19 protein-coding genes and 1 pseudogene are annotated in these 18358 nt (G+C 32.9%); 12 read left to right on the top strand and 8 right to left on the bottom strand.

Going from position 1 to position 18358, the window contains the following annotated elements; translation table 11 throughout:
- Positions 1-83: 83 nt before the first annotated feature.
- The 6 genes and pseudogenes from ACJDU8_RS10720 to ACJDU8_RS10745 all read left to right on the top strand — a co-directional run bounded on the left by ACJDU8_RS10720 (position 84) and on the right by ACJDU8_RS10745 (position 6244).
- Positions 84-1235 (top strand): annotated as a pseudogene (locus ACJDU8_RS10720) (iron-containing alcohol dehydrogenase).
- A 183-nt stretch (positions 1236-1418) separates the two neighbouring features.
- Complete coding sequence (locus ACJDU8_RS10725; RefSeq protein WP_406792152.1) at positions 1419-2534, top strand: MFS transporter; 1116 nt, start codon at positions 1419-1421, stop codon at positions 2532-2534.
- Between the two features lie 61 nt (positions 2535-2595).
- A complete protein-coding gene (locus ACJDU8_RS10730) occupies positions 2596-3819 on the top strand; it encodes an MFS transporter (protein ID WP_406792153.1) in 1224 nt (407 codons plus the stop codon).
- Positions 3820-3909: 90 nt separating this feature from the next.
- Positions 3910-4449, top strand: coding sequence for a flavodoxin family protein (locus tag ACJDU8_RS10735; RefSeq protein ID WP_406792154.1), 540 nt, complete (start codon positions 3910-3912; stop codon positions 4447-4449).
- A 32-nt stretch (positions 4450-4481) separates the two neighbouring features.
- Complete coding sequence (locus tag ACJDU8_RS10740) at positions 4482-5246, top strand: carboxymuconolactone decarboxylase family protein (protein WP_406792155.1); 765 nt, start codon at positions 4482-4484, stop codon at positions 5244-5246.
- 14 nt (positions 5247-5260) lie between these two features.
- Positions 5261-6244: an aldo/keto reductase gene (locus ACJDU8_RS10745; protein ID WP_406792156.1), complete on the top strand. Its 984-nt coding sequence runs from the start codon at positions 5261-5263 to the stop codon at positions 6242-6244.
- A gap of 130 nt (positions 6245-6374) precedes the next feature.
- Here the strand turns inward: ACJDU8_RS10745 and ACJDU8_RS10750 are convergent, their stop codons facing one another.
- From ACJDU8_RS10750 to ACJDU8_RS10760, 3 genes are all read right to left on the bottom strand, one after another.
- Complete coding sequence (locus ACJDU8_RS10750) at positions 6375-6509, bottom strand: hypothetical protein (protein WP_406792157.1); 135 nt, start codon at positions 6507-6509, stop codon at positions 6375-6377.
- A 417-nt stretch (positions 6510-6926) separates the two neighbouring features.
- Positions 6927-7103, bottom strand: coding sequence for a hypothetical protein (locus ACJDU8_RS10755; RefSeq protein ID WP_406792158.1), 177 nt, complete (start codon positions 7101-7103; stop codon positions 6927-6929).
- A gap of 21 nt (positions 7104-7124) precedes the next feature.
- Entirely contained in the window at positions 7125-7313 is a 189-nt protein-coding gene (locus ACJDU8_RS10760; protein WP_406792159.1) for a CZB domain-containing protein, read from the bottom strand.
- Positions 7314-7816: 503 nt separating this feature from the next.
- Between ACJDU8_RS10760 and ACJDU8_RS10765 the strand changes: the two genes are divergently transcribed.
- The 4 genes from ACJDU8_RS10765 to ACJDU8_RS10780 all read left to right on the top strand — a co-directional run bounded on the left by ACJDU8_RS10765 (position 7817) and on the right by ACJDU8_RS10780 (position 10486).
- Positions 7817-8098: a HAMP domain-containing protein gene (locus ACJDU8_RS10765; protein WP_406792160.1), complete on the top strand. Its 282-nt coding sequence runs from the start codon at positions 7817-7819 to the stop codon at positions 8096-8098.
- A gap of 160 nt (positions 8099-8258) precedes the next feature.
- The gene (locus ACJDU8_RS10770) at positions 8259-8390 is read left to right on the top strand and encodes a hypothetical protein (RefSeq protein WP_406792161.1); all 132 of its coding nucleotides are present in this window, start codon (positions 8259-8261) and stop codon (positions 8388-8390) included.
- Positions 8377-8619 (top strand): hypothetical protein, encoded by a 243-nt coding sequence (locus tag ACJDU8_RS10775; RefSeq protein WP_406792162.1) that lies wholly within the window; start codon positions 8377-8379, stop codon positions 8617-8619. Before ACJDU8_RS10770 ends, ACJDU8_RS10775 begins: the two co-directional genes overlap by 14 nt.
- A 646-nt stretch (positions 8620-9265) precedes the next feature.
- Entirely contained in the window at positions 9266-10486 is a 1221-nt protein-coding gene (locus tag ACJDU8_RS10780) for a helicase associated domain-containing protein (protein ID WP_406792163.1), read from the top strand.
- Positions 10487-11858: 1372 nt separating this feature from the next.
- Here ACJDU8_RS10780 and ACJDU8_RS10785 read toward each other — a convergent pair.
- From ACJDU8_RS10785 to ACJDU8_RS10800, 4 genes are all read right to left on the bottom strand, one after another.
- Positions 11859-12773 carry a hypothetical protein gene (locus tag ACJDU8_RS10785; protein ID WP_406792164.1) on the bottom strand — a complete coding sequence of 305 codons (915 nt, stop codon included), beginning with the start codon at positions 12771-12773 and terminating at the stop codon, positions 11859-11861.
- Between the two features lie 69 nt (positions 12774-12842).
- Positions 12843-13022, bottom strand: coding sequence for a hypothetical protein (locus tag ACJDU8_RS10790; RefSeq protein WP_406792165.1), 180 nt, complete (start codon positions 13020-13022; stop codon positions 12843-12845).
- 12 nt (positions 13023-13034) lie between these two features.
- A complete protein-coding gene (locus ACJDU8_RS10795) occupies positions 13035-13256 on the bottom strand; it encodes a helix-turn-helix domain-containing protein (RefSeq protein ID WP_406792166.1) in 222 nt (73 codons plus the stop codon).
- A gap of 158 nt (positions 13257-13414) precedes the next feature.
- A complete protein-coding gene (locus ACJDU8_RS10800; RefSeq protein WP_406792167.1) occupies positions 13415-14068 on the bottom strand; it encodes a Rha family transcriptional regulator in 654 nt (217 codons plus the stop codon).
- Between the two features lie 399 nt (positions 14069-14467).
- On the opposite strand from ACJDU8_RS10800, the gene ACJDU8_RS10805 reads away from it, so the two are divergent.
- Complete coding sequence (locus ACJDU8_RS10805) at positions 14468-15277, top strand: helix-turn-helix domain-containing protein (protein WP_406792168.1); 810 nt, start codon at positions 14468-14470, stop codon at positions 15275-15277.
- Between the two features lie 293 nt (positions 15278-15570).
- On the top strand, positions 15571-16737 hold the full coding sequence (locus ACJDU8_RS10810; RefSeq protein ID WP_406792169.1) for a tyrosine-type recombinase/integrase: 1167 nt from the start codon (positions 15571-15573) through the stop codon (positions 16735-16737).
- 83 nt (positions 16738-16820) lie between these two features.
- Here ACJDU8_RS10810 and rlmD read toward each other — a convergent pair whose 3' ends face one another.
- The gene (gene rlmD / locus ACJDU8_RS10815) at positions 16821-18227 is read right to left on the bottom strand and encodes a 23S rRNA (uracil(1939)-C(5))-methyltransferase RlmD (protein ID WP_406792170.1); all 1407 of its coding nucleotides are present in this window, start codon (positions 18225-18227) and stop codon (positions 16821-16823) included.
- Between the last annotated feature and the right edge of the window lie 131 nt (positions 18228-18358).

Here is an 18358-nt window from a genome sequence, read left to right on the forward strand (position 1 = left end):
AATTGCTAAACAACAAAAAAGTAAGAGGAATATATGCCAATGAAAGGCTATTTTGTGTTAGTAAATCGCATTAATTAGACTGTTTGTATAGTAAAAAAATAGTTTTCAGACACGCCCTAAACAACTTGAAAAATCAGATTATGCCCGGTAAAAAAGCAATGATTGTAATTTTAAATGGAAAATCTGCTAGGGAAAACGGTTACCTTGCCAGAGTGGAAGAACAGTTAAAGCTTGCAGATGTTGAAACAGTTGTATTTGACAAAGTTCAAGCCAATCCATTGAAATTAACCGTTATGGAAGGCAGTGCTTTTGTAAAAGAAAATAACTGTGATTTTATTGTTGCTTTAGGTGGTGGAAGTTGTATGGATGCGTCAAAAGCAATTGCAATTATGGTTACCAATAGTGGAGACTGTTGGGATTACGTACTCAGTGGAACAGGAAAAGGAAAGTCAATTGAACATAAACCCCTTCCTGTTATAGCCATTACAACAACAGCTGGAACAGGTTCAGAGAATGATCCATGGGGAGTTATAACACATGGAGAAAATCACGAAAAAATAGGATTTGGTAGTAATGATACATTTCGTGTTCTTGCAGTAGTTGATCCAGAACTTATGATGTCTGTACCATCCCAATTTACTGCTTATCAGTGATTTGATGCATTATTTCATAGCGTAGAGGGATTCATTTCTAATAGTGTCAATCTTATAAGTGGCATGTATGCAATTACAGCCATAAAAAATATAGGACGAAATCTTGCCAAAGCAGTGAAAGACGGAAGTGACATTGACGCACGTGAAAAGATTGCTTTTGGTAATACACTTTCCGGCACGGTAATGTGTGTGGGAGCTGTTACAAGCCAGCATTCCTTGGAACATGCCATGTCGGCCTATCATCAGAAACTTCCACACGGTGCAGGTCTTATTATGATTAGTAAAGCCTATTTTACACATTTTATTAATAGGCATATATGTGATGACAGATTTATATAAATGACAAAAGCAATGGGTATGAACGATGCTAAAGAACCCCTGGACTTCATCACAATGTTAGTAAAATTGCAGGAAGAATGCAGAGTTGCAAACTTGAAAATGTCCGATTATGATATCAAACTAGAAGAATTTAAAGCACTGGCTAAAAAGGCAAAAGAGACAATGGCCAAGTTATTCACGTGTGATAGAAGTGAATTAAGCATAGAAGATTGTATTAAAATTTATCAGGAATCTTATAAATAAAAAAAGTATGGTATCAATTCAAAGAAGGTTGGAGAATAGCATAATATCTTTAAGGACATCTTTGAAGAAGGACAGCAAAAGGTATATTAAGTGAGAGTGGTAAACAATCAAATTCTTTACTTAGCCGTTGTATCCACGCTTTTAGAATTATAAAATTATTGGTAAAGGAGTAGGTAGAATATAATGAACAACACCTGGAAAATATATATGCTGGCCTTTATTAGTTTCGTAGTCAGTACATCGGAATATGTAGTTGCTGGTATTCTGGACAAAATCGCTGCCTGGGCACATATATCGGTATCGGCAGCAGGGCAGCTTATTACCGTATTCGCCATTGCCAACGCCATCGGTTCTCCAATTTTTGTAATGGTAACAGCCAAAATGGATCGACGTAAGTTATTAATGCTTTCTCTTTTCATAATGGTAATTGGCAGCATTTTGACAGTCACTCTTCCCAGCTTCGGTTTTCTAATCATCTCCCGCGTTGTACTTGCCATAGGGGGCGGAGTTTTTGTCATTGTTGCCAAGACCGTAGCATCAGAGTTAGCGCCCCCCGGACATCAAGCTGGAGCCATTGGCACTGTTATAACGGGATTCAGTGCATCTCTTATTGTTGGTGTCCCAATTGGCCGTGTTGTGGCTGCGACATACGATTGGAAGGTAATCTTCGGAGGTATCGGTATTCTTAGTTTATTCGCAATATTTGCCATTGCATGGACAATTCCAATGACAAAAGGCGATGAAATCGTCCCTCTAAGCAAACAACTAGCTCTTTTTAAAAACCTGAAAATCGTAGTTGGCTTTGGTGTAACATTCTTCTGGCAGTTAGGATATGCAATGCTTTATGCGTATATTGCCCCCTTCTTGCTAACTGTTACATCAATGAGCGAACGTGAAGTAAGCGTTTCCCTGTTTGCTTTCGGCATTGCTACTTTAATAGGTTCCAAGTTCGGCGGATTTATGACAGATCGAATCGGTATTCCTCGATCACTTATGGGCAGCCTGATTGTCCATGTGATAGCTCTGGTGTTACTGTCCACTATAGCAAGATCAACCTTCGTCACCATTCCATTACTTATGCTATGGGCTTTCTCGGCGTGGGCATCTGGCCCAGGTATGCAGTTTAACCTGGTCTTGCTGGCTCCAGAAGCCTCAGGAATCATGCTGAGTCTGTTCGGCTCTGTCTTACAGTTAAGCATCGCCGCAGCTGGATCAGTTGCTATTGCCGTAATTCTTGCAGCAGTATCATTTGGCATGATAAGGTACAATAAGCTTTGCAAAGAAAATGTACTCAAATAACATTCAACTATGATAAATATAAAAATAGTTAACGATAAAAAATGATAGGAGGACAATGAAGATGGACTTAAATGATGATTCTAAATTAACCACAATGATGAATGAAAATCGGAGAAAAGTAGGTTTCATAGGAGCAACCTGCTCTTTAGCTATGGTTTATGCAGCCTCGTCTGCCCCAATTCCTTTTTATAATACCTATCGTCAGACTATTGGTCTTACAAATGGAAATCTTTCCATGACAGCAGTTGCATACTTTGTTGGAACTGTAATTGCACTGTTGATGTTTGCTAGATTGTCAAATTATTTGGGCCGTCGTCCGGTCGTACTTGCTACATTAGGGCTAGCTGCAATCGGATGTCTTATATTTTTTTTCATTCATAACACACTAATGTTCTTGAGTGGAAGATTCATACAGGGTTTGGCCTGTGGTCTGGCATCCAGTACAATTACTGCATACGTGGTAGATAACGCGCCAGCCTCTCCAGTCTGGATAGGTGCTGCTGTTACTAGTGGATCACCTATGATTGGACTCGCTGCTGGTGCTTTTGGTTCCGGTGCACTGAAACAATATGGTTCCGGCTCACTGTCACTGATATTTGGAATACTCATCATTGTACTTATAGGATGTGCAGTGCTGATTTCAGTAAGCCCAGAAACAATTACACGCACCAAAGGGGCCGTTGCCTCCATAGTTCCACAAATTCGAGTTCCTAAAAAAATTCGCTACCTTCTCCCGGCTGCCAGCTGTACTTTTATTGGAACTTGGGCCATTGGCGGATTTTATCAGGCTTTCAGTTCTTCCATGGCAGCAGAACAGCTTAGAACAAAGAATACGCTGGTAGCAGCAGCAGTATTTGCTTGCATGATGGCACCCAGTGCAATCGGTGGTTCGCTGGCAGGCCGCCTGAAACCACATGCAGCTCAGAAGATTGGTATGTCAGCATTTTTTCTATGTGTAGTAGCTATCCTTGTTTCGCTTAAAGTTGGTATCGTAATTCCGTTCCTAATAGCAAGTGTATTCGCGGGAGTAGCCTGGGGTACAGCATTTACAGGAAGTATGCGTAAATTACTTGATAACACCAACCAGGAAGACAGAGCAGGTGTGCTTTCAGCTATTTATCTCATATCCTACAGTGGTGCTGCAGTCCCAAATCTGATTGTAGGGCGATTATCCAACATCTTCAACTTATTTGAGATAGCAGTTGGATATAGCCTGCTAGTGGCAGTAGCTTGTATAATCACACTTTTCACAGCAAGCCAAAATAACAGGCAGTCTGTTTTTTAAGCAGCGAAGTTAAGAAAAATACCATAGAATACGGTGTTATATAATTCTTAATTGATAAAAAGTTAGGTAAATTAAAAGAAGGTGATATAAATGAAAATAACAGTTATTACAGGAAGCCCACATAAAAACGGAACATCAGCGCTTCTTGCAGATAAGTTTATAGAAGGTGCACAGGAGGCAGGAAATGATGTATTTCGTTTTAATTCAGCTTTTGAAAATGTAAACGCATGTCTCGACTGTGATTATTGTATGATGGGTAGCAGGCCATGCGTACATGATGATTCCATGAATAAGTTGAACCCTAAACTGCTTACTGCAAACTTGGTTGTACTCGTAACGCCATTGTATTATTTCGGTATGTCTGCCCAACTAAAAACAGTTATAGACCGTTTCTATGCCAATAATTATAAACTGATGGGAAGCCATAAAAAAGCAATGCTCATGGCTACTTCTTATGATGCATATGAATGGACCATGAAGGAACTTGCATCCCATTACAAAACCATTGTGAAATATCTTAAATGGGAAGATACAGGCATTTTATTGGCAACAGGAGTAGGTACCAGAAGTGACATTGAACGAACAGATTATCCAGAACAAGCCTATAGAATGGGGAAAAATTTAAAATAGAATCGTGTTAGATTCAGAAAGGAATGAACGTAATGGATAGAATAGAATACAGTGACAAAGTAAGAAAAGAATTATTTAGAAATATGGAATTATCAGAGAATCAGAAAGATCCAGAATTTTATGATACCATGAACAGATTTTTATACGGCGAAGTATGGAAACATGGTAACCTTGATAAAAAGCTACGCGAAATGATTACGATTGTTGTGCTGACAACGAATCAAACTATGGACCAATGCAGGGAACATATTGAGGTTGCCTTGAATATTGGAATAACACCAGTGGAAATCAAAGAAATTCTATACCAGTGTACACCATACATAGGATTTGCAAGGGTACAGAATGCTCTTTTGGAGACGAATAAAGTTTTTACAGAACGTGGAATTTCCATGCCAGTAGAAAAACAGTCTACTACAACAGAAGATACTCGCTTGGAGAAAGGTATCACTGTACAGAAGAAGATATTTGGTGAAGAACATGTTGATACTATGAGGGCAAATGCTCCGAAAAATCTAAAGCACATTCAAAATTATTTATCAGCAATGTGTTTTGGAGATTTTTATACAAGAAGTGGTTTGGAACTTAAAACTAGAGAATTACTTACATTATGTGTTATTAGTGCCTTAGGAGGATGTGAAAATCAACTTAGAGCTCACATTCAAGGTAATTTAAATGTTGGAAATGATAAAGATACACTTATCAATGTAATTACACAATGTATGCCTTATATAGGCTTCCCAAGAACTTTGAATGCGCTAAACTGTGTAAATGAGATAGTGCAAAAAAACAATAAGTAACATGGAGGTTAATTATGAACTATAGTATAGTAGGAAAAACAGGAATTCAAGTTTCAAGTTTATGTTTTGGTACAATGTCTTTTGGCGGAAACGCTGATGAAGAAACATCTAAAGCAATGTTTAAGCGTTGTCGTGAAGCTGGTATTAATTTTTTTGATACTGCAAATGTTTATAGTGGGGGGCAGTCTGAAGAAATACTAGGGAAGTGTATTGCTGATTGCAGGGATGAAATTGTACTCACTACAAAAGTTTTTTATCCAATGGGAAAAGATATTAATGCCAAAGGGCTCTCCCGTCGTCATATTATACTTGAAGTTGAAAACAGCTTACGACGCTTAAGAACTGATCGCATTGATTTTTACTTTGTTCATATGTTTGATGAGAATACCCCTATGCAAGAAACACTTCATGCCCTTGATGATCTTCAAGCACAAGGTAAGATTCTCTATCCGGCGGTGAGCAATTGGGCAGCCTGGCAAATTGCTAAGGCATTAGGAATTTGTGCAAAAGAACAGCTCACTCGTTTTGAATTAATACAACCTATGTATAACTTGGTTAAACGTCAAGCTGAGGTTGAAATTTTGCCCCTTGCTGTTTCAGAACAAATTGGTGTTATTTCCTATAGTCCTTTAGGAGCTGGACTTCTTACCGGAAAATATGGGGTTAATAAGCAACCAGATCAAGGACGATTAGTTGAAGAAAAAAGATATACAGATCGTTATGCAGATGAAATGAATTTTGTTGTAGCAGAGCGGTTTAATTTATATGCTGCAGAACATGGTATACACCCAGCAACGCTTGCAGTTTCATGGGTTATGTCTAATCCTGCAATAACAGCACCAATTATTGGTGCAAGAAATTTAGAACAGTTGGAGTATTCGCTGGCTGCTATGGACGTGGATATGACTCCAGAATGGCGTAATGAAATATCTTCACTTTCTATTACTCCTGCACCTGCAACAGACCGTACCGAAACATTGCTACCAACGTGGACATAATTCCCTTATTCACTCTTACAATGAGGTATTTCCCCCTTTTTTCCATGGTAATCAAGCCTGCAGAATTAAATACTTTATACCATAAAGATGATGTTTTAATTGGACCGAAAGTCAATCTGATTACAATCAATCACCCACTGGTTCCATATGAAAGACAATCTACCATATCCACGTAATCCCAAAAGTGCATGGATAGGTACACTATGGTAATGCCTGGCGTCACGATTGGGGAATATTCTATTGTATCCTCCGCTGTAGTTGTCACGAAAGACATTCCACCAAATACTGTATTGGTAGGTTATCCGGGGAAAATTGTAAAGGCGATTGAGTAGAACCTATGAAAATTTACTTATGGGTAAGTTCTGTATCAAAAAGTATAACTTACATGTGTTTCAAAATAATGTATCATTAACGTGAGTTCGACGAAATTTTATGTAATGAGCCGTGTAATATCAATACCCATATAAGATCATGTTATTGTAAAGTATGCTAAAAAACAAAAACATAAACCTGTTGTTTACATAATTATAAAAATAATATATCATACAGTCCTTGAGGCATGAAAATACTAAAATTTCTCATCGAACTCACATTAATTAAATTTAAACAATATTTCTTAGGTAATGTAGTAGTTTTTAGATACACTTTAAACAAAACCGAATTCCCTATATGCCTAAGCCGTTTAAAATACATTTTGGCCATTGTTAGTAAGCCTATTTGCCTGATTTTTTATATCATCTAGCATTTTAATAATGTCTAATGATAAATTCTTGGCTTTATTAGCATTACTTAAAGCTTCATCTCTACTTCCGGACTTAATCTTGTCAATTGCTATATGTCCAATTTTATGCAATTCCAAGTGTATTGAATCTATTTTATCTCATGTGATTTTAATACCTTCATCTTTTGATACTACTGATTCATAAAAATGTCCAAATCCACATCTATGGCCATCTGTCTGTAATGGTCGTATCAGCATTTCATTCGCCATAGCTTCGAGAGTATTAACCCAATTTACATGAGTTGAAATAGCATTATTCATTACATCTACAAAAGTATCATTATCCATTCTAAAATTGCTTTCATAAAAAATTTCATTACCCAACTTTGCTAAATCTGAAACATGGCCTTTAAAAAATTAATGGATGAAAACAATACTGTTAGTTTGTAACATTGTGTAGTAATTAGTCAAAAATATTCGTTAAAAGAATGGCTATACAAAGTCCCTTTACGAATTCCAATTTGTTTATGGGAGATTATAAGTATAATCCAATGTTGGGTTTTATCATTTTCTTCTTAAATTATAACTTAACTTCTAAATGCATAATGGAATTAGGAAAGCATAATATAACTTCCCATTATTCATATACTTAGTAGTTTAGGTGTGCGAAGAAAAAATTCCGGCGATTCCCAAGGCTGTGAACAAAGTATGAACAAACCAATGAAATAGATATTGTAATCCAAGATAATATAATGTGTGCATAAAACCATGTAACTTATAAAGGCTCGCTTATAGTTCAAATTGTAATTATTATAATTGGGGCGTTGGTTTCATTCACATTAGGCACCATAATGGCAGTATGGCTCAAAAGGAGAATAAATACTGCTGTAAACTTTGTAAATAACTTAGCAGATGGAGACCTTACTCAATCGTCTAAAATATCAGTGGAAGATGAACTTGGAAGCATGGCAAAAGCTTTGAATAATGTATCTGCAGCCACACCGCAGTCAGCATCAAATTCAGAAGAAATATTAGCGAGCATTACCCAGAACAAGCTCTGCAATGGAAGAAATAGCAAAGCAGTCTCAAGATACATCTGCTTTAGCAGAGAAACTAATAGGTTTAACTCATAAATTTAAAGTTTAATAAAGAACACATTTTAAGGAATACAACAGAATACAGAGAAATACCCTGAAAGTATTAAATAATATTTTGGAATATATATATTATAGCACTGAAAACTCTTACCTCAAAAATATATGTAAGAGTATTTTTCTCAAGGAGGTAATAATGATGACAGAAGTTAGTAATTTGAATGAAAAAGAAAAGCTTAAAGTTCTGCTACAGGATACGGGTGACAGTTCAAGGAATACTGCGGGTACTAGATACGGAATACGGAGTAGACAGAGATATGAACCAGGATGATGGAGGCCATGTAATCGTTGTAGAGAGAAAGGAGGATTTTGAAGAAGTAAAGGATAAAACTTGCATTGATTGTGATAATGTTACACCTGAATGTGTAGGCAGGATAGTATGCAGTAGCGGTGAAGTATATAAAAATGCCTTAATACTGTGTAACAATGAGTTTGATATATCATTAATAATTCCAATGGAATTAACTCTGCAAAACCTTATAAATTATATTGTAGAATAAAAGCCTTAGTTGCCAATAGTATGGTGATTAAGGCTTTATTGTTTGTAAAAATTGATGGGAGGTCCATATAATAAAAAAAGTTATAAAGGAGACCAAGTATTGCCAGATATTGAGCTAGGGGAAAATAGCAGATGAAGAATACACCTATTGTATTGAAAAGATATCCATTAAATCTAAAATCAGGTAAGAGATAATGTCCAGCCTGTATAAGGACACTGTAAGGTCACAAGAAATCCACAATCCAAGGTCGTTGGATGTGACAGAACAGGAACTGTTGCAACTAATAAAAGAGGCACTAGATAAGGGAATATACCACTTACTTGCTGTTTCAACAACATAGACACTTCTTTTTATCTTAATTTAGGCAATCCCTAGTCAAAGACACTCTAGCACACAGAGTAATTGGTAATCTATTTGGCAACTTTTCTACCTGCCCTAATGCTTCGCCAGTAATAACTATACATTCCATAGTTTTATCATATTCTATGGTTCTAATAGATTGTTGAAGTCCTTGTCTACCCCAATTAGTATAGTTATCTTTACAAACTAAAATATATACTTTAAAGAGAATAAAAGATCTATAGAGTCATAATATATTAGCATAGAGTAATTCTTATAAAATATTATGTTTAAAGGAGTGCCTAACATGAATTATAAAGAAAATAGAATATTACCTAGTTTATTATACTTATTAGAATTAGCGTCTAATAAAAAACACTCAGAAATCAAAGGATTTTTACGAAATGGCTTTAGTCCCGATCATGCAAGGGACGTTAAAAAAGCAATTTTAACTGAGAGCTTTATTGCTGAACTTCTTATAGGAAATAATCGCTGGGCAAGAATTACCCCTGTGAGAGGTGATTTTGGAATTGATATAATTGAATATACTCGTACTGGATATCAACCTTGCAAATGCTACCAAATCAAAAATCAAGGAAATCTAATTTGTAACGCTGATGTCAATAATCAAATTGAAAAGTTCAAAGAAAGTAAATACAGCCATCTACCTTATTATATACTTTCAATATCTGGTTTTGGTGAGACTACTATAACACATTCTAATGTTCATCTAATTGATTATGAATATGTGATAAAGTGGATTAATAACTACTCTGAAAATTTAAACTCTACTCCTGGTAGTACTTATCTTTTAAGGGATGATGATTTTATATTAAGATTTGATGAGTTATTAAAATATATTCATGAGTTTGGCGATTGTTATTATGACCACTTGCCTTGTAGTATTAAGAACTTGTGTATAAAAACTATTGAAGAAAAAAGAAATGGAAAATTGAATATAAAAAAAGTATTGCTATTGAATAAAATTGGATTTTGCTGGGATCATAATGTCTATACTTTAAATCAAGGCTCTGATAAAATTCATACTAAATATGATTCAACACATATAAAATCCACTAATAAATACTCAAAAAATTTAAGCTTAACTCTTGAAAGTATCCATCTACTAAAGGACCATGATTTTACATTAGAATTTAATGAGTTATTAAAATATGTCCATAAATTTGAAGCTTGCTATTTTTATGAACACTTGCCTGATAACCTTAAGAAATGGTGTTGCAAAATTAGAAAAGAAAAAAAGAATGGGAGATTGGATATAGAAGAAATATTATTACTGGATAAGATAGGTTTTTGCTGGAGTCATAATGATTATACTTGGAACCAAAGCTTTGGTAAAATAAATAAAATCTATGCTAGATATGGTTCAACATATGAAAATATGGAGTGGCATCTTAAACCATGGCTAAAAAGACAGCTAGGACGCTATTTATCTGGCGACTTAACTTCTTACAGGATAAGGAAACTTGAAAGCATAGACTTAACTAATGAATGGCTTCTAAATATTTAAAACTTAATAAATAGAAAAGCACTTAATATTTAAATGTTTTTCTATTTATATAAGGTTAGTGTCTATTCAGACATAAAAATATCATCATAAGGATGCCTATACATAAAAAACGACATAAAAATTCTCTTGTACTAGGCTATATGGACTAAATTTAATGCGACATCCCTTTTTAATATAGCTAGTAATATGGCTTTGGCAATTATAACTCAATATAAGGTTTAAGTCACTATATTTGCATCTGCAGCTACTGCTGTAGATGTACATTCTGTCACAATAGTTTTTATTACTATCCATGTACGGCTGAGGCCCTTGGGTACCATTTGCCATTACAGGCTTCTACTATTTCATAATTTACTGATGAAATACCACCAATTGCTTTATTCGTTATATTTTCTATCTTGTCTCCTGTATGGCGTCAATCTTTTAATTTTACTTAGTATTTTAAAAGTTTATTCGCTGGTCCTAGTATTAAGGTATTATTTATTTTCAATAATTGATAAACTTTTTCACTACTGTAGCTAATATATCTTATTAGGCTTATTTAAAACATATCACTAATATATAAATGTAAATTCACTATGCCGAATTATTATATTGGCTACATGTGGTATATTGGGTTTTTTAGCATTCTAAGCACTTATGGTTCTGCTGCTATATCTTAAGCTAATACAACATTCTTATGCTATTTTTCCTGCCTTACTTGTACGCATATTATTGTAGATGGGTTATATAAAAGTAGTAGTATACTGTTTTTTACATCATAGCTTTAATAAACATATAAGCACTTACAATGGCACCTGCTTCACTTATTACAAAATATATTATACTTCTGGTCCGCATCACTTATTTGATGAGCTAATGTAGGTTGCCCAATACTAATCATATTTATGTGTGATTTCACGGCTTGCCTATCAATATCTATTTAAATTAAAACTAGTAATATACTATTTATATATAAATAATCATTCTTGTCATAAAGTTAGATATAGAGCCATTTAGAAACAATTAAAAGTAGTAACTTACTACGGTTTTTAAGAAAAACAAACTAAATACAACCATTATTATATAAGACATGGATTCTATCAGTTTGCCTACATCAATAACAATCTTAAGCATACCTAATCATATCCCCTATTTTTGCAACTCATCATCTATGTATATAAAAAAATAAGATTATAAATAACTTTTCATTAAGAAATCATATTTAAGTTTTTATCCTCTCGTATAATTCTCAGTATATCTTCTTCTGTGATTGGCTTTAATTCTCTCATTGCATACAAACAGTTATAACCAGTTTGAAGGATTAGCTTTCTATAATGATCGATCGTTCTACTACTTAGATCTATGCTATTTATCTCTCCATTTAAATATCTTATAACTCTTTTGGCTGTTTTTTTGTTATTTTTGTGAAAAAAGGGCTTTTATCAATTATTTTATATAAATTATGCTTTGTTGTAATAGATTTATCTAAATTACAACTCTTAATAAGATTCGTAATTACACTAAACTGATAGTCTTTATCTAAAATGTCAGCTACATTAGCTTTTATTTTTGACTCATAGTTTAAACATACATAAAAGTTGTAATGAGACTCTTTTAAATATGTATATCTTACTTTCGCCTTCACTTTATTAAAAGAAACATATTGCCTAATATCATTCTCATAAATATTATAATATTCCTTACTTGATGGCTTGTCACTAATTCTTAAATACATTGGAGGCAATAGATTGAATAGATTGTATCTATTTTTGAATTTAGCTACCTTCTTTTTTAGTGCCCTTCTAGTATTTCTTTCTTCAATTCTTAAATCTTCTATACCCTCATTCAATGATAATATTGAACGAATATCGGTGTTTTTACTCTCCTGTTCTTTTATTTTAAAGTAAATTACAATTACTGTACTACTTTTCTTTCTATTTTTGCCACTATACAAATATAACGTTCCTTTATCTGCTAAACTGTCATCTAGTTTCCGATATGGAACTTTTGTCTTTCTAAGTAAATTGAATCTTTCTAATAAGTTTTCTTTAGTATCAACAATATCACAATTATTTTCACCTTGTGATATTGTCCAATCATCTATAGGTGGTAGCTGTTTTACATCTAAAGCACAATTTAACCTATGTTCAAGTAAAGAATATAAATCAGAAACTGAAACATTAGACTTAGGAATACTGTTGTTACCATTAAAGGCTTTAGATATACTGAAAGATATTTTAAGATCTCCGTTATTTAGAGACTTTCTCAAGTATTCTAAGTGAAATACTCCTACATCACATATCATAGTTCCATGTTTGTAAAAATCTATTCTCTGCTTATATTTATTTGTAAACGCTTCGCTAGGATAACTCGTTCATAATTTATTATCATTAACTAAACCATTAAACTTAACATCCCTAACAAATATTTTAGTTCTATCTAATCCCATTTCAAAATCACCTCCCACTATATAGGTTAAGGCCATTGTTATCAATGCCTTAACCCATATAGTCAATATAAAAAATATGCAAAAGTGTCGATATGTTATAAGCAATTAATCACCTGCTCAACATATATATTCTGATAAATCTTCTCCTAAGTTCTCTCTTAAGAATCTTTCTATTTCAAACACTGGTATTTTTAACCTACCAAGCTTTAATGCCTGTAATTTTCCTTCTCTTATGAGTCTATATATAGTATTGGTACTGCTTTTTAGTATTGTTGAAGTCTCCTCAACAGTACATAATAATTCTGGAAGCTCTTTTTTTCCTATCGCTACTTTAGCCATTTTAACACCTCTATTTTTTTAGACCTATATAATCGTATTCTCTTGCTTCATGAATCAGGCAATATCTATTCTGTATATATAATACAAAATTCTTTCTAGCTACTTAGCTACTATACACTCCATTTTCATATTTCCTTAAGTTAATCACCTACTTAAAACTAAATTGCCATTAAGTATTTCTTTTGAAGCATCATTTTTATTGTTGAATAATCATTCCCTAAGCCAATAAGTACGGCTATTTCATTTTCTACAATTTCTATCCTTTTTATTTCTTCTGCTGAAAAATAATCTCTCGGTGTCTCACCTTTACTTAATTTAAATTGTTCTCTTAACTGTTTAGTATTTTTATTCAAAACTATTTTATAAACTAAATCCGTATAATGTTTATATTTCATAGCTTTATGAGGACTATCCGGAAGTTTGTCTATCGCATCTGTTAATACATTTCTTTTTTCTATTGCCTTACCTCTGGAAATAGCTTTTTTACCCAATTCCTTTTTCATAATATAGAACTGTTTTACTAGGTTTTTTTTGAAATTCCTCACTTGTAATGTATTTTTCATATAAGTTATTAATAAAGTTGCTTGTTGTTCATTAAGCCTATAATATTTAGTGTTTTGAATTCCACCTTTTGTTTTCAAGGGTTCGATTTCAAATCCAAGCCTTCCGAATTCTTTTAAATCACTTTCATATATTTGAATTAATTTTGTAACTGTACGATGTTCGACTGATCCATTTTCTGCAATAACTCTTGATGTAGTAAACGGTTCTTCTTTTAAACTGCCTTTTTCTAAAAAAACTAATTTATTCACTTAGCACCTCCAAGTGTATTTTTTAAAGCATCATGTATTGTTTCACCTTACCGCAATATGGATTTAGATACGAATTCTCAAAATAAGTTTTTCTTTACTTTAATAAAGACTAAAAGATAACTTACGTACATTTATATCCAGAGTTTTGATAATCTCGCCCATTATACTTAGTCTTGTTGATAAATTACTTTTTAGAAGATTCAATTTGTACATTTACTGATATCTATTTTTTATATAGTTTGGTGTTTAATGGCTCTCTTTTAAATTGTCATCCAACTAAGCTCATCAACCTTATTTTCACATTACGTTTATGTTTCATTTGTTACCATGTCAATAATATTTAAATTCAAATGTTTCATTTGTTATCAAAAATGATATAATAATAAAGAGGTGATTAAATTGGATATTGGAAATAGAATAAAGGAATTAAGACTTAAAAAAAAATGGACTCAAGAACAACTTGCAACAAAAGCAGAAGTAACTCGTGTTTCTATAGGCAATTATGAGAGAAATAGTAGGACTCCAGATGCTATAGCATTAAATAAAATTGCTAAGGCTCTTGATGTGAGCATTAAAGCTCTTACTATGGATAAAACATTTTCTGAATATATATTATCATCCATATTAGATTACTTTAAGGATACGCCTAACCCCATCGAAGTAATTGCTAATAATATAAATGTTAGTTCCGAAGAACTATCATCTTCTATTAAAAATAATAGAAAAAATCTTTCCTTAGAAATACAAAAAAAATTATTGACTTATCTTAACGAAATTGACGAATGGGTAGTAAAACAAATCTATAATGACGTTTTTTACAATTCATGTTTTGATGTTAATGAAGAAATTAAAGAATTTATAAAAGGAACCGTACATGAATATCACAATCGTAATCTTTCACTTGAAGATATGAAAAAACTTATTGCCATTGAATCTCCCCATACGGAAGCACTTTTCAACTTTTTAACTGATCCTAATGTTGAAATGGTCTTTGGGTATTCATATGGCACATTAACTATGAAAGGTTATGATGAGCTACTGATTTCTAAAGTCGAAAATGCAATAAAGGACATTTTAATTGAAATTAAAGAAAAAGAAAAACAAGGTTCAGTATATATTAAAGGTTGGCACCGCTGGGTGTCTGAAGGTGATGAATACTATGAATGGATAAAAAGAATAGATACAACTTACATTTCGCACCCTGAATAATGGTAAATAAATGTTTTAATATCACAATAAATCCAAGTAATTCTTTGGATTCTATACAAAGAATTAAAAATGGTACAGTTATAACCATGGTAATATAAGATAATTTATGAATTTAAGTTAATAAAATGAATTTTATATGTTTATTTCCATTGATAATTAAAACATTTCGACTTACATGTTTTATGAAAATCGTTCCGAAATATGAGATACAATTTACAATAGAAATAGTTTAAATTCAAATTCTAAGAAATAGCTAAACTGTAAATATAACTTGAAAGGGGAAATAATAATTTATGCCTGGAGTTTATAAACGCAATAACGTATGGTATTACTATTTTAATACTGCTAAAGTAGGCAACACCTATAAGAAAATTTGTAGGAAAGGAGGTAAAACTAAGGTTGAGGCTGAAAAGGCCCTTAGAATGGCTTTAAATGAGTATGAAAGTACTGGGAACACTAAAATCAATAGTAATATAAGTGTTATTGATTACTTTAACTATTGGCTTGAAAATCACGTTAAGATTAATTTAAAGCTACATACCTACAATGCATATGAGGGAATTGTAAAAAGACATATAAATAAGGATTTAGGAAATTATAAGCTTAAGTCTTTAACCCCAAATATACTACAGAAATTTCTCAACAATAAAAAATTAAATGGATACACTAAAAATGGTATCTCAAATTTTTATGGAGTTCTTTCTGGAGCTTTGAAGATGGCTGTACACCCATATGAATTAATTAAGGAAAACCCTATGACATATGTTTCTATTCCTAAATTTAATACTAAAAAATCTGATGAAGCAATGCCAACATTAACTATGGATGAAGTGAATAAAATACTTGATAGGTTTCCTATAGGCAGCTCTTTTTATATAGTGGTGCAAATAGCCTTTTATACCGGATTAAGAGCCGGAGAAGTATGTGGGCTTACTTGGGATAATATTAACTTTCAGAGTAAAACCCTGACTGTAGAAAAGAGTTTATTAAAAAGAGGTCTCATATGGGAATTTGACACACCTAAAACAGACAGCTCCAACAGAACTATAAAAATAGGTGATAGTTTAATTAGTATTTTAAAGCATCACCAGAAATGGCAAAAAGAAAATCAATTGAGATACGGCAAATACTATACCAAAACTGAATATAGTTTTCATGGAAAATTTCATAAAACTACTGACCTAATATCCACTAAAGAAAATGGCCAATTGATTTCAACTGAATCGTTAAAATACCTAAGCAAAGTTATTAATTATGATCTAGGTATTAATTTTCACTTTCATATGCTTAGGCATACCCATGCTACTATGCTACTAGAAAATGGAGCTAAACCTAAAGATATTCAGGAAAGATTAGGTCATAGTAAACTTGCTACTACCATGGACACATACTCTCATGTCACAGATAAAATGAAACAAGATACTGTAGATATATTCGAAACTTTGGTAGCAAAAAAATAATTACTACGAATCCATTTTCATTGGTAGTAAATTCGTAGTAATTGCTTGTTTTTTATTATTCAAACTTCCCTTAACCCCTGATTTTACTTAGTTATTTTAGCTATACACTCAACATGAGCAGTTTGAGGGAACATGTCTACTGGTTGTACCTTTTCTGTTATATAACCAAGCTTTTTTAAAATGGCTAAATCTCTGGCAAGAGTTGCCGCATCACAGGATACATATACTATTGTTCTGGGATTTATACCAGCAATTGAGTGAAGGAGTGCTTCCTCACATCCTTTTCTAGGAGGATCTACTACTACCACATCTGCCCTTATTCCTTCTTGTATTAGTTGTGGTATCACTACCTCTGACTTCCCTGTTATAAATTCCACATTATCTATGGAGTTTTCCTTCGCATTTATGTTGGCATTTTCTATTGCCTGGGGAATTATCTCCACGCCATATACTTTTTTTGCCTTTTGGCACAAAAATAAAGATATAGTTCCTGTTCCACAGTATGCATCAAATACAATTTCATCACCAGTTAATTCCGCATACTCAAGCACTTTATTGTAAAGTATCTCTGTCTGCACTGGATTTACCTGAAAAAAAGATAATGGAGATATACTAAATTTAAACTTGCCAATGTAATCACTTATTACATCCTGTCCCCAAAGAGTTACACATATTTCCCCCAGTATTACATTAGTCTTATTACTGTTTATATTTTGTATTATACTCTTTATGCCAGGTACATTTTTAGTTATTAATTGTATAAATTCTTCTTTATAGGGCAAGTGAGAAAGAGCGGTTATAATTACCACCATAATCTCCCCTGTGGCAAAAGTTTCTCTTATCATTATATGCCTTATAACCCCTTTATGATTTCCTTCATTATAAGGCTCTATATTATATTTTTTAATCCATTGTCTGGTTAGTTTAACTATTTCATCTGCAGTTTGGCTCTGTATAAAACAACTGCTCATATCAATTATTTCATGACTTTTCTTTGCATAAAATCCTATGTTTATACTATCATTTAACTTACCTACTGGCAATTGCACTTTATTCCTGTATCTATGTGGATTTTTCATACCTATGGTACGGTATAATTTTACCATGTGACTTTTTTGTTCTGTTTCAAAATCTTGCCCTTGGATCTCTACTTCCAGTTTACCTATTCTCTCCAGACAGTCCTTCACTCTATTTTCCTTAAAATGCAGTTGTCCATTATAAGACATATGCTGGAGTTGGCACCCCCCACATCTTTTATATATGCTGCAAGCTGGGGCCATTCTGTATTTAGAAGGGTCCATTACCTCTATTAATTTGCCAAAAGCAAAATTCTTATTTATTTTAATAACTTTTACTTTAACTCTTTCTCCTTCAACAGCTCCAGGTACAAAGATTGTAAAACCATTTATTTTTCCTACTCCCTCACCTTGATATCCCATTCCATCTATATATAATACATATTCTTCGTTTTTTTCCACTTCTTTTTTCATCTATTCACCTACTAAATAAATTACCTTAATAATTTACAAAGAGTTTAAATTATTAAGATATATTATTATATTACAAAAAAATCGCACCTGTAAAGGTGCTTAAATATGGAATCAGTTGTCTCTTAATTTCC

The sequence above is a fragment of the Candidatus Clostridium eludens genome (assembly GCF_045310515.1).
In the GTDB taxonomy this organism is placed as follows: Bacteria; Bacillota; Clostridia; order Clostridiales; family Clostridiaceae; genus Clostridium_B; species Clostridium_B eludens.